Genomic DNA, 13,314 nt, shown 5'->3' with positions numbered 1-13,314 from the left:
TCTTTATTTTTTCGGCAGCTTAAAAGAACTCTTCAAAGAAACAATTCTGTTAAATACAGGCGCTCCCGGCTTTGAATCCTTATAATCTGCGCAGAAAAATCCTTCTCTTACAAACTGAAAACTCTCATATGGTTTTGCCTCTAACAATGCCGGCTCTACAATGCTCTCTGTCAGGACAGTCAGGGAATTCGGATTCAGATTCAGACTTCCGTCTTCATTATATACGCCAAGTTCTTCATTAATGAGGTTCTCATATAAGCGAACCGTTACTTTCTTTCCGTGTTCTGCCGATACCCAGTGAATGGTTCCCTTTACTTTTCTTCCATCCGGGCTGTTTCCGCCTTTTGATGCCGGGTCATATGTGCAGTGGATAACCGTAACTTTCCCGCTCTCATCCTTTTCAAATCCGACACATTTCACGAAATATGCATTCATGAGACGTACTTCATTTCCCGGGAACATACGGAAATATTTCTTCGGCGGTTCTTCCATAAAATCATCCCGTTCAATATAAATTTCCCTGGTAAACGGAACGGTTCTCTTTCCGAGTTCCGGATTTTCCAGATTATTGTCCACCGGAAGTTCCTCCGTCTGGCCCTGCGGATAATTGTCAATGACAACCTTTACCGGATCTAAAACTGCCATCATACGTGGACGTTTCATCTTCAGATCCTCACGGATGCAGTACTCAAGCATTGCATAATCCGTAGAACTGTTTGCCTTGGAAATACCTCCAAGTTCGATAAATTTCTGAATGGATTCCGGTGTATATCCTCTGCGGCGCAGCGCTGCAATGGAAACCAGACGTGGATCATCCCATCCATCTACAATCTTCTCCTCAACCAGACGCTTGATATAACGTTTTCCGGTTACAACATTTGTCAGATACAGTTTTGCAAACTCGATCTGCTTCGGAGTCCCTTCCGGACTAGTCTTATATCCAAGTTCTGTCACAACCCAGTCATACAACGGTCTGTGATCCTCGAACTCCAGAGTACAGATGGAATGGGTTATTCCCTCGATTGCATCCTCAATCGGATGTGCAAAATCGTACATCGGATAAATACACCACTTGTCCCCGGTATTGTGATGTGTCATATGTGCCACACGATAAAGGATCGGATCTCTCATATTGATATTGGAAGAAGTCATATCAATCCGTGCACGAAGTACACGACTTCCATCCTCACATTTTCCTTCCTTCATTTCTTCAAACAGCGCAAGATTTTCCTCTACGCTTCTTTTGGCATATGGGTCTTCTTTTCCCGGCTCTGTCAGAGTACCGCGATACTCACGGATTTCGTCTGCAGACAGATCGGATACATATGCTTTTCCCTTTTTAATCAGTTTAATCGCTGCTTCATACATCTGATCGAAGTAATTTGATGCAAAGAAGAGACGATCTCCCCAATCTGCTCCAAGCCATTTTACGTCTTCCTTAATAGACTCTACAAACTCAAGTTTCTCTTTTGTCGGATTTGTATCATCAAAGCGGAGATTGAATTCTCCTCCGTACTTTTTTGCTAACCCTGAATTTAAAAGAATGGACTTTGCATGTCCGATATGCAGATATCCGTTTGGCTCCGGTGGAAAACGGGTTTTTACCGTTTCACAATGTCCCTCTGCCAGGTCCTTTTCAATAATCTGTTCAATAAAATTCTTGGAAACCGCTTCATTTTCCATATATCTATTCCTCCAGCACTCCTCAAATAAGAATAATTATAGGGATATTCCCGATATTTGTCAACCAAAACGCACCTGTGTACGCTATTGCTCCTGTCCTTTTTCGGATTCCAGAATTCCGTCCAGCGCACGTGTTGAAAAATATGCAATCTGTTTCTTCCCGTTTTTTATTTTTTCTTCCGTTTTTTTCACTCTGTCACCGGTTCCGGATGATGCACTTTTTCCCAGTGTAGAAATTGTAACCGCTCTCTGTGCATATCCGCCATTCCAGTTCTGTTCCATATAGCGGCCATTCAGCTTTGCATCAAACAGCTCTGTATAATAAACCGACCACACACTGACAACCGAAGTCAGCGCGGCCTTTCCTGCCATCTGACGCATATCAGAGTTTCTTCCAACCGCGTATACGCATTTTCCGCTTTCTTTTGCATTTTCAGCCATCTGCATAACAGCATCCAGATCGGTATTGGATGCAAGAACCACACACCCGCTCCGGATCAGATCTCCGGCTGCGGTTGCCTCCGCATCACTGTTATTCCAGGCATCTATGTATTCTACCTGTAAAACAACCTTTTTACAGACGGCCTTTACTCCCAGGTAATAGGCATTAATATCTGCATGTGCATCATCGTTTGCCTCTGCCGCCACATATCCCAGTTTTACATTTTTCTTTTCGTCAAAACTCTTTGCGGGAATCTTTTTCTTTTCCTTCAGCTTTGCTACTTTCATTCCGGCCGTGACTCCTGCCACATAAGAAGCTTCGTAGGTATCCATATGTACATTGTAAAGATTTGTGAGTTCTGTTCCGTCTTCCGTTACCGTACTCTGTGTCTTTGAATCGTTGATAACTACAAAATCAACTTCCGGATTCTTTTCTGCTTCACTTTTTATTGCTTCTTCATAGATGGCGCTGTTTGCAATAATAATCTCACATCCCTGTCTTATAAGATCCTTTACTGCACTTTTGCAGCCATCATTCGCACCGACACGCTCTTTCCAGATGATATCCTGCTCCGGAAGACTGACATTTTCTGCTGCTGCCCGGATTCCGTCAATATGTGCCAGTGTATAGGCTTCTGTCTCATCTCCGTTTAAGATAACACCGATCCATCCCTTTTGTTCTTCCTCATTTTCCAGTGGAATTTCCACTTTCGTTTCCGCAGTCTGTTCGTTTTCCTGCTGCTTTTGTTCTTTGTCTGCTTTCTGTTCTCCTGATTCTGTCTGTGTTCCGCTGACACCTGCCATTCCTATCAGAACCGCAACGATAAGCAAAACACTTAAAAACTTTTTCTTCATGATTTTTTTCTTTTCCACTCACTAAATTTTATTTTACATGCTGGTGGGTAAACAGATGATCCTGACAGTATTCACGATTTCCCACGCATTTGCTGCAATAACGGAACTGTAATTCCGGATTTGTCAGCTCGGTTCTACCACAGATGGCACATTTGTGACGTGCAATGCCGGACCCCGGACGAGGCTGACTGAACTGTGCCCGGAATTCTTTCTGGCGTTTCTTTTGTTTTCCGGACAAACGGGTCTTCATTGCATGGAAAAACCAGAACATATTGAGTACCGGAACCACAATCTGTACGCAGTTTAAAACCCCCACGAGAATTCCCATTCCGGTTCCATAACTTGCAATTCCGATCGAGAATATACGAACCACCTGATATCCCAGATATACCAGTTCAAAAATTAACATCCATTTCATCCTGATCGGAAGGACAAAATACAGGCGTACCTCTCCCTCCGGCATGCACATAGCCAGCGCCAGCAGCATGGACATCAGAATATAATACGTGGACAGATACGGAGAAAAACCATATCCCAGCAGAATCCGCGTAACAACATATACGATCGCGCCCACAATGTCACACAAAATCACACTTCCCCACAAAAATACATTCATGCGGAATGTTCCAAGCATGGATTCCAGCGAACTGCCCCACATAAGCACACAGAACAGAAATAAGATTCCAAAAACATCCAGCGATGCCGTCGGTGTAAAAATCCATGTCACAATTCTCCAGATCTGTCCGTGCAGAATACTGCCCATATCAAAATTCATATAACTCATGAGTCCGGGTGCCGTCAGCTGTACCACGTATCCAATCACCTGCGCAAGTACAAAATATCTGCTCAGATTGGCGACCGCATGTCGTCCCCATTTGCGTTCCAGTTTATCCATCCAGTTCATAAATCTGTCTCCTGTCTACATAGAATAGTGTATGTATGGTTACGGTCACTTCTGACCTTTCTGTCAACCAATTATACGGTTTTCAAATCCCTCTTGTCAACGCAGCGGCACGTTCTTTCCAACATTTTATAAAATCTTTATGTTTTCAGTCGTTGTCTTTTGTCAATTCTTGTCGTATAATGTTTTAGGTTTTGTTTTGAAATCATACTTATTTATAATAAGTTTAGTTACTTACACATGGAGGTTACATTTATGAGTGACAAGCAGTTACATAAACTTGGAATTGATATCGGTTCCACCACCGTCAAAATTGCAATCCTCGACTCACAGGACAACATCCTGTTTTCCGATTACGAGCGTCATTTTGCAAATATTCAGGAGACACTGGCGTCCTTAATTGCCAAAGCATCCAACGAACTGGGGGATCTTTCTGTTTCTCCTGTTATTACCGGATCAGGCGGACTGACCCTTGCAAAGCATCTGGAGGTTCCGTTTACGCAGGAGGTTATTGCAGTATCCACTGCTCTCACTCATTATGCGCCACAGACCGATGTTGCAATCGAGCTCGGCGGAGAAGATGCCAAGATCATCTATTTTGAAGGCGGTAATGTCGAACAGCGTATGAACGGTATCTGTGCCGGCGGTACAGGTTCATTCATTGATCAGATGGCATCCCTGATCCAGACCGATGCTTCCGGATTAAATGAATATGCCAAAAATTATAAAGCAATCTATCCGATTGCAGCGCGCTGTGGTGTATTTGCCAAGACAGATATCCAGCCGCTCATCAATGAGGGTGCAACTCGCGAAGATCTGTCTGCCTCTATTTTCCAGGCGGTTGTCAATCAGACGATCAGTGGACTTGCCTGTGGTAAACCGATCCGCGGACATGTGGCATTTCTCGGTGGTCCTCTGCACTTTTTATCCGAACTGAAAGCAGCGTTTATCCGCACGTTAAATCTCGATGATGAGCACGCAATTACACCGGAAAATTCGCATCTGTTTGCAGCGATCGGTTCCGCATTAAATTATAAAGAAGACGTAGAGACCACTTTAGGATCTCTGCAGCAGCGTCTTTCCACCGGCATTAAGCTGGAGTTTGAAGTTGCCCGTCTGGACCCGCTGTTTGCCAGCCAGGAAGATTACGATGCTTTTACCAGCCGGCACGGAAACAATCATGTAGAAACCGGTGACCTGAAAAACTATTCCGGAAACTGCTATCTCGGTATTGACGCAGGTTCCACGACAACAAAGATCGCACTTGTCAGCGAGGACGGAAAACTTCTGTATTCATTCTATGACAACAATAACGGAAGCCCGCTTGCAACTGCCATCCGTTCCATTCAGGAAATTTACCGTCTGCTTCCGGAGAGTGCGCACATTGTACACTCCTGCTCCACCGGATACGGGGAAGCTCTTTTGAAAGCTGCATTGATGCTTGATGACGGCGAGGTAGAAACCGTCGCCCATTACTATGCCGCCGCTTTCTTTGATCCAAAAGTTGACTGTATTTTAGACATCGGCGGTCAGGACATGAAATGCATCAAGATCAAGAACCAGACCGTAGATTCGGTTCAGTTAAACGAAGCATGTTCTTCCGGCTGCGGTTCTTTCATTGAAACTTTTGCAAAATCCTTAAACTTCACGGTGCAGGATTTCGCCAAAGAAGCACTGTTTGCCAAGCATCCGATTGATCTTGGTACCCGCTGTACCGTATTTATGAACTCAAAGGTAAAACAGGCACAAAAGGAAGGCGCCTCCGTTGCCGATATCTCTGCCGGACTTGCCTACTCTGTAATCAAAAACGCATTATTTAAGGTGATCAAACTGTCCGATGCCAAAGATCTGGGAGAAAATATTGTTGTTCAGGGTGGTACTTTCTACAATGACGCCGTTCTGCGCAGTTTTGAAAAAATTGCCGGTGTCCACGCAACCCGTCCGGACATTGCCGGAATCATGGGTGCTTTCGGTGCCGCACTGATTGCCCGCGAACGTCACGAAGCCGGCTATCAGACGACGATGCTGTCCATTGAACAGATCAATAAACTGTCCTACACTACCAAGCTTGCACGCTGCCAGGGATGTACAAACCACTGTCTGCTGACGATCAATAAGTTTTCAGACAACCGTCAGTATATTACCGGAAACCGCTGTGAGCGCGGACTTGGAAAAGAAAAAAACAAAGAGAATATTCCAAACCTCTTCGAATATAAGAACAAACGTATTTTTGCTTATGAACCTCTGTCAGAAGCCGAAGCAACCCGCGGGACCGTCGGACTTCCGCGTGTACTGAACATGTATGAAAACTATCCGTTCTGGGCAACGTTCTTTAAGAAGCTCGGTTTCCGTGTGGTTCTCTCTCCGCAGTCCACACGAAAAATCTACGAACTCGGCATTGATTCTATTCCAAGCGAATCCGAATGCTACCCGGCGAAACTGGCGCACGGTCATATTTCCTGGCTGATCCACCAGAATGTAGATTTTATTTTCTATCCGGCGATTCCTTACGAGCGCAACGAGTTTCCGGATGCAAACAACCACTACAACTGCCCGATCGTAACTTCTTATTCCGAAAACATTAAAAACAATGTTGAAGAAATTACAAGTGGACAGATGCGGTTCTTAAACCCGTTCATGGCGTTTACAAACGAAGAAGTCCTTTCCAAACAGCTCGTAGACTGTTTTAAGAAAGAATTCCATATTCCGGAAGCCGAAGTACGTGATGCCGTATCCGAAGGCTGGAAAGAACTTGCCATGACCCGTCTGGAGATGCAGAAGAAGGGCGAAGAAGTATTGAAATATATGGAAGAACACCATCGCCGCGGTATCGTGCTGGCCGGTCGTCCATACCATGTTGATCCGGAAATCAATCACGGTATTCCAGAAATGATTACTTCCTACGGTATGTGTGTACTGACAGAAGATTCCATTTCCCATCTGGGGAATCTGGAACGCCCGCTTATTGTCATGGATCAGTGGATGTACCACAGCCGGCTGTACTCCGCCGCAAACTACGTTAAGACCAGGGATGATCTGGACCTCATCCAGCTGAACTCCTTCGGCTGCGGACTGGATGCCGTAACAACCGACTGTGTCAGCGATATTCTGACCAATTCTGGAAAAATTTATACATGCTTAAAGATTGATGAAGTCAACAACCTCGGTGCTGCCCGTATCCGTATCCGTTCGCTTCTGGCTGCAATTCGTGTCAAAGAGAAAAAACATGAAAAACGCGAAATCAAGCCGGCAAATTACGAGCGCGTTATCTTTACCGAGGAAATGCGTAAAGATTACACCATCATCTGTCCACAGATGTCACCGATCCATTTTGAACTTCTCGTTCCGGCATTCCGTGCCGCAGGCTACAATCTGGTCATCCCAGATATTCCGGCCAGAGAATGTGTCGATGTCGGTTTAAAGTATGTAAATAACGATGCATGTTATCCGTCCCTGATTGTCATCGGACAGATTATGAGTGCGGTAATGTCCGGCAAATATGACCTGAGCAAAACAGCAATCCTGATCTCACAGACCGGTGGTGGCTGTCGTGCGACCAACTACATTGGATTTATCCGCCGCGCACTGACCAAAGCCGGCCACCCGGATATTCCGGTCATCTCCATCAACATGGTCGGTCTGGAGAAAAATCCGGGATTTAAACTCACACCAAGCCTGATCCAGCATGGTCTGTACGCTCTGGAATTCGGAGACATCTTCATGCGCTGTCTCTACCGTGTGCGCCCATACGAAAAGGTACCGGGATCTGCCAACGCATTACACGAAAAATGGAAAAAACGTGTCATTGACTTTGTTGGCAACACCAAGATTCTGTCCCACCGTAAATATCGCAAAATGTGCCGTCAGATCATCCGCGACTTTGACAATCTGCCAATGACGGATGAGAAAAAGCCGCGTGTCGGTGTGGTTGGAGAGATCCTTGTCAAGTTCCTTCCGGCTGCCAACAACTATATTGTGGATCTGCTCGAATCCGAAGGCGCTGAGGCAGTCGTACCGGATCTGACCGATTTCTTACTGTACTGCTGCTACAATCAGAATTTCAAGGCGGATTATCTTGGAGCTACCGCAAAATCCAAGCGCATCAACAATATGCTCATCCGCTTCTTTGAGTGGCTGCGCAAGGATGCAAGGGATGAACTTGCAAAGAGTAAACATTTTGAGCCAACTGCATATATTCAGGATCTGGCAAAACAGGCAGAGCATATCGTCTCCTGCGGTAACCAGACCGGCGAAGGCTGGTTCTTAACTGGAGAAATGCTTGAACTGATTGCACAGGGAGCAACCAACATCGTCTGTGCGCAGCCATTTGCCTGCCTGCCAAACCATATCGTCGGTAAAGGTGTCATTAAGGAAATTCGTCACGAATATCCGGGCGCAAATATCGTTGCAATCGATTATGATCCGGGTGCATCGGAAGTTAACCAGCTCAACCGTATCAAGCTGATGCTTTCTACAGCACAGAAAAACCTGAAAAAAACAAATTCATAATTCTGCGATGTTTCATCATAAGTCGCAAAAATACCCCGGCAACGGAAATTCCGTTTGCCGGGGTATTCCTTTTTTATTTTTCCAGTCAGTCTAACACTTTTTCCAGTTCAGCAATCACGATCCTTAATGCTTTGATCCGTGCATATTTTTTATCTACGGATTCTAAGATATGCCACGGTGCATAGGTAGTGCTCGTCTTTTGAATCATCTCATTGACTGCCCCCTCATACGCATCCCACTTATCACGGTTGCGCCAGTCTTCCTCTGTAATCTTCCATTGCTTTTCGGGCGTATTCTGCCGATCGGTAAAACGGGCAAGCTGCGTATCTTTGTCGATCTGCACCCAGAATTTGATGATCACGGCTCCCCAGTCGTGCAGTTCCTTCTCAAACTCATTAATTTCATTGTACGCACGCATCCAGTCATTCTCGCTGCAAAACCCTTCCAGACGTTCGACCATCACACGCCCATACCACGTTCGGTCAAAGATTGCAATATGCCCGGTACGCGGAAGCCTTGTCCAGAAACGCCACAGATAATGTCTTGCTTTCTCATGCGGCTCGGGACTTGCAATCGGATGAACCTCATATCCACGCGGATCAAGTGCTCCCGTAATCCGCTTGATATTTCCGCCTTTTCCGGCTGCATCCCACCCTTCATAGGCAATGATGACCGGCACTTTCTTACGATACAGACGATTGTGCAGTTCTCCAAGTCTCTGCTGAAGCTGCTTTAATTCCTTTTTATAGACATCCTCCTCCATACACTTGTCCAACGGAATGTCACAAAGAAGCGGCATTTTTTTCAACGGAAATACATTCTGCAGAAGCGGAACCACCATCTGGTGATTGCTCAGAGCAATCTCAATCCCCTGGGTAAGCGTCTCAAGAATCTGTACTTCTGTCCATTTTCTGGACTTTGCATCAATGATATACCAGGGTGCGGATGGCATATTTGTATTTTTCAGATATCCGGAAAATACATCCATACATTTCTCATAATGTTCATTCTGCCACAGATCTTTTTTGCTGACACGCCATGTTGTGTCCTTCTGATGCTCCAGCTGTGCAATACGCCGTGACTGTTCCTTTTTTGAAATATGCAGAAAGAATTTCATGACCAGATAGCCATTGTCTGTAAGCTGCCGTTCAAACCGGCGGACACTTTCAATCCGGTTGGCATATACATCCTCGGAAATGGTTCCGTGCAGACGCTCCTCCGTAATCTCATCCATCCATGCCGTATCCAGAAATACAAACTGTCCGGCTTCCGGAATTTTGACAAAATGCCGGTACAAAAACGGTTTTCTCTTGTCATCCTCCGTCTTTTTCTGCATCGATACCACCTTAAAGAAACGCGGATCAATATTCTGGATGATCTGGCCGATTGCATAACCTTTTCCGGCCGTTCCCCAGCCTTCAAGCACAACAAGAACCGGTACTTTCTTCTCTTTGATCAAAAGCTGCTGCCGTGCCAGTTTCTCTTTTACCGCTTCCAGCCGTGCCTTAATTTCCTCCTCCGATGGTTTTTCGGATTTTTCCCACTCTTTTAGCATAAAAACCCCTCCTTATGCTTTTTTCTTATCATACCACAGCTGCTGATTTTCATCCACTTCTTTGCCAATTTTTTTGTTTTCACTTTTCACTGGCAAAAAATGCAATTCCGATGTATAGTATCCTATATATAAACTTTCGAAATCTGTGTTTTCGTAAATATAAAGGAGTATAAAAAATCATCATGCTGCAATTAGAACGTCAGAAACTTATATTGGAATATTTGAAACAAAACCGAAAAGCAACCACAAATGAACTCAGTGAAATGCTTGGAGTTTCCACCACAACCATCCGTACCGATTTAAACCAGATGGATAAAGAAAAACTTCTGACCAAAACACATGGAGGCGCACTCTACCACGATAACTCCGCAGACAATAAAGAACTTACCGGAAAAGCCTATTTCTTTCATGAACGTGCACTGGAAAATAAAAAAGAAAAAGAGGCAATTGCTGCAAATGCCATCCACATGGTAAAAGATCACATGTGCATCTTTTTAGATGCCAGCTCCACTGCCTATACACTTGGCATGAAACTGACCGGCTTTACAGAACTTACCGTTATCACAAACGGCATTGACCTTGCACTGGCTCTGAAGGATATCCCCGGGATCACCGTTATCCTGACCGGTGGAATCGTTACCTCTGCCTCTTCTTCCATTGAAGGTCTCCTCGGTGTGGATCTGCTACAGAAAATTCATACGGACATTGCATTTGTCTCTGCACGCGGCTTCTCCGTTGAAAACGGACTTACCGATTTCAGTATCTACGAAGCAGATTTAAAACGCATGTGTATCAAGGCTTCTGCTAAAACAATTGCATTGATTGACCACACCAAATTTGACACCTCATCCATCTCCAGCTATGCCTCTATTGATGATCTGAATCTGGTAATCACCGACTCCGGATTATCCGAAAATACAAAAGAAATCTATGAAAAAGCCGGCGTTGATCTGCTCATCACCGACTAATTATCAATTTTCCATGTTTAACAATTTTTGCATTGCAGCTGCCTGAACCGGTCTGGAATAATAATACCCCTGAAACCATGTGGCTCCAAAGGAACGCAGATAATTCTGCAGCTTTTCATCCTCTACCCCTTCCAGGCAGCTCTTTAAATCCGCTTTATTTGCAAAATCAACCATGCTGCGCACCAGTGCCTGTTTGGTCTGATTATCCGTAATTCCACGGATAAAACTCATGTCAATCTTTATCTCATCCATCGGGGTCTGCAGCAGGATACTTGAAGATGCACTTCCCGTACCGTAATCATCCATTGCAAGTCTCACTCCATGTTGTTTGAGGTACAACAGTTTTTCTTCCATAACGCTGACCGGCATGCTTCTACACCGCTCTGTCAGTTCCAGACACAACTGCCCCGCCGGAAAACCGGTTTCTTTCAACAATGCCATGACAACACCACAGAACGTTTTCCTTTCCAGCTGTTTTGCGGACATATTGACATTAATAAAAAAATCCGGATTTGATTTTCGAAACTCCACAGCATCCGTCAATGCCTGTTTCAAAACAAAATTTCCCAGATCATACATACATGGATTACTTTCCAGCCAGTCAATAAACATTCCCGGTGGCACAATACCATATGGCTCTTTTTTCCAGCGGACCAGTGCTTCCGCTCCGGCAATCTCTCCTGTCTGTGCATGTACGACAGGCTGATACTCCACATAAAATCCATCACATTGGTTCAGCACAGACTGATGAATTATCTTCATCAGATCCAGATCCACGTCCCCATTGATCTGTACCAGATCATTAAAGAACATTAACTTGTGATCCCGTCTGGTACGCATTTTTCCTAAAACATATTCCAGCTTACTCTGTACCGTGGAAATTTCTCCCTCATAATGATCAAGAATTATCCCGCTGGCATATATCTTCAAATCAAAATGGTTGTTTTCCAAGACGACACTTTCCTCCAGCCGCGCACGAATCTTCTCCAGAAATGCCGCAGCCTCTTCACGGCTGGCATCCCTCAAAATAAATGCGTAATTGGAATTTCCCATACGATAAACTGCTTTATCTGCATCCATCATGTAAATAAACCGGTATGCAAGAACCTTTTGAATCCGGTCGCTGTAATTTGTTCCGTACAATATATTGATATCATTCATATGATCAATTTCAATTTCCAAAACAGCTACTTTTCGTCCCTGCTGAATATAATCCACAATATCTTTTTCAAATTTGACCTGACCATAAAGATCCGTCAACGGATCAATTTCCGGAATCACATTCTGATTCCGAAGCAGAACAATAAAATATCTGTTCTTGCCCTGCTCTAAAATCATATCCGTTATAATCTGCGTCATCACATACTTTTTGTCTTTTCCCATACGGATGTACAGATCGTTCTCCAGATTGATCCCCCGCAGACGTTTTTTCATCTCTTCCGTATATTCCGGGCAGTCATATGGGTGTACGCTCTTTTCCAGCACTATTTTATATCCGTCTTCACACCATCCCGATGGAATCCCCAGAAATTCTGCAGTACTTTCTGGAACAAATGTTAAATTATGCTGCATATCAGTAACCATTAAATAACTGTCCTGAGATAATTTTGAAATACGACTGATCATCTCCTGAAATATCTGAGATTTTTCCATGCAAAATTCCTGTTTTTCCATCGCTTCCACTCCATATACCTTCTGTCAATAGTCTATGTTTATGGTAACATATTTCTGCCATTTATGCAATTTTCAACTTTGACTGGTGCATACAGGGCAACAGCTGTTATACCCGTTAGTCAGTGTAAACTACATACATCACCTACACCTGCATATCCACATGATCCTCCCGCGCCTTTATCCCATCGGTTACCTTTAAATCTTTTTAGGAAACATGCGCGGCACTCTTAAACGATACATTTGCTTCATCTGATCCGTCGACATATTTGCGGTTTTTACAGGTCTGGCATTCCTTCTGTTTTCCATTTTCATCTACGCTTCCGATGCCGTTTTCTTTTCCTGTGACATGTCTGGTATCGCTGTCCGAAATTCCATAATTATATAAACATGATAGGTTTCCTACTCCTGTTATATCCATGGCGGACTCCTTTCTGTTTTGTGTATGCATAAACGATCACATCATTTTATTTCCAATATACCATAAAAATCAGAAATTGCATCTTTTTCATTTTAGGTATGTATCTTATATAATGACAGTGTGTTGACATTAGACGTGCATTTGAGTATACTATACTTGAATGGAGGTGTTCTTGTTTTGATGCTTTATCGCCTTGGTTCACATTCTGAGCTATTTAAGAAATAATCTCAAAATCGGAAGTTAACAAAGGAGTACGAATAAATGAAAAAAGCAGCTATTTCTTCCATTATTGCTATTATCTTGGGATACC

8 protein-coding genes are annotated in these 13,314 nt (G+C 44.1%); 2 read left to right on the top strand and 6 right to left on the bottom strand.

Annotated elements, in window-relative coordinates:
- Positions 1–3: 3 nt before the first annotated feature.
- The 3 genes from M72_RS12480 to M72_RS12470 form a co-directional block, all read right to left on the bottom strand.
- Positions 4–1,683: a glutamine--tRNA ligase/YqeY domain fusion protein gene (locus M72_RS12480; RefSeq protein WP_022045079.1), complete on the bottom strand. Its 1,680-nt coding sequence runs from the start codon at positions 1,681–1,683 to the stop codon at positions 4–6.
- An 84-nt stretch (positions 1,684–1,767) separates the two neighbouring features.
- Complete coding sequence (locus tag M72_RS12475; RefSeq protein ID WP_055068453.1) at positions 1,768–2,979, bottom strand: BMP family ABC transporter substrate-binding protein; 1,212 nt, start codon at positions 2,977–2,979, stop codon at positions 1,768–1,770.
- 28 nt (positions 2,980–3,007) lie between these two features.
- Complete coding sequence (locus M72_RS12470) at positions 3,008–3,883, bottom strand: hypothetical protein (protein WP_055068452.1); 876 nt, start codon at positions 3,881–3,883, stop codon at positions 3,008–3,010.
- 252 nt (positions 3,884–4,135) lie between these two features.
- On the opposite strand from M72_RS12470, the gene M72_RS12465 reads away from it, so the two are divergent.
- A complete protein-coding gene (locus M72_RS12465) occupies positions 4,136–8,389 on the top strand; it encodes a 2-hydroxyacyl-CoA dehydratase (protein ID WP_055068451.1) in 4,254 nt (1,417 codons plus the stop codon).
- Positions 8,390–8,474: 85 nt separating this feature from the next.
- Here M72_RS12465 and pap read toward each other — a convergent pair whose 3' ends face one another.
- Complete coding sequence (gene pap, locus M72_RS12460) at positions 8,475–9,944, bottom strand: polyphosphate:AMP phosphotransferase (protein ID WP_055068450.1); 1,470 nt, start codon at positions 9,942–9,944, stop codon at positions 8,475–8,477.
- A gap of 182 nt (positions 9,945–10,126) precedes the next feature.
- Here pap and M72_RS12455 point away from each other — a divergent pair, with 182 nt between their 5' ends.
- The gene (locus tag M72_RS12455) at positions 10,127–10,912 is read left to right on the top strand and encodes a DeoR/GlpR family DNA-binding transcription regulator (RefSeq protein WP_055068449.1); all 786 of its coding nucleotides are present in this window, start codon (positions 10,127–10,129) and stop codon (positions 10,910–10,912) included.
- 3 nt (positions 10,913–10,915) lie between these two features.
- Here the strand turns inward: M72_RS12455 and M72_RS12450 are convergent, their stop codons facing one another.
- Together M72_RS12450 and M72_RS12445 are read right to left on the bottom strand one after the other, a co-directional pair.
- Positions 10,916–12,586 (bottom strand): EAL domain-containing protein, encoded by a 1,671-nt coding sequence (locus M72_RS12450; protein WP_176694792.1) that lies wholly within the window; start codon positions 12,584–12,586, stop codon positions 10,916–10,918.
- A gap of 205 nt (positions 12,587–12,791) precedes the next feature.
- The gene (locus M72_RS12445) at positions 12,792–13,004 is read right to left on the bottom strand and encodes a hypothetical protein (protein ID WP_055068448.1); all 213 of its coding nucleotides are present in this window, start codon (positions 13,002–13,004) and stop codon (positions 12,792–12,794) included.
- Positions 13,005–13,314: the final 310 nt, after the last annotated feature.

This window comes from Roseburia faecis (genome assembly GCF_001406815.1).
GTDB classification, from domain to species: Bacteria; Bacillota; Clostridia; order Lachnospirales; family Lachnospiraceae; genus Roseburia; species Roseburia faecis.
Note: the sequence above shows the minus strand (reverse complement) of the source record. Positions and strands in the feature narration are given on the sequence as shown.

What these genes read in the sequence shown, in the direction of transcription:
- M72_RS12455 (WP_055068449.1), top strand. Translation starts at nt 10,127, where the DNA reads ATGCTGCAATTAGAACGTCAGAAACTTATATTGGAATATTTGAAACAA.
- pap (WP_055068450.1), bottom strand. Translation starts at nt 9,944, where the DNA reads ATGCTAAAAGAGTGGGAAAAATCCGAAAAACCATCGGAGGAGGAAATT.
- M72_RS12470 (WP_055068452.1), bottom strand. Translation starts at nt 3,883, where the DNA reads ATGAACTGGATGGATAAACTGGAACGCAAATGGGGACGACATGCGGTC.
- M72_RS12475 (WP_055068453.1), bottom strand. Translation starts at nt 2,979, where the DNA reads ATGAAGAAAAAGTTTTTAAGTGTTTTGCTTATCGTTGCGGTTCTGATA.
- M72_RS12450 (WP_176694792.1), bottom strand. Translation starts at nt 12,586, where the DNA reads ATGGAAAAACAGGAATTTTGCATGGAAAAATCTCAGATATTTCAGGAG.
- M72_RS12480 (WP_022045079.1), bottom strand. Translation starts at nt 1,683, where the DNA reads ATGGAAAATGAAGCGGTTTCCAAGAATTTTATTGAACAGATTATTGAA.
- M72_RS12465 (WP_055068451.1), top strand. Translation starts at nt 4,136, where the DNA reads ATGAGTGACAAGCAGTTACATAAACTTGGAATTGATATCGGTTCCACC.
- M72_RS12445 (WP_055068448.1), bottom strand. Translation starts at nt 13,004, where the DNA reads ATGGATATAACAGGAGTAGGAAACCTATCATGTTTATATAATTATGGA.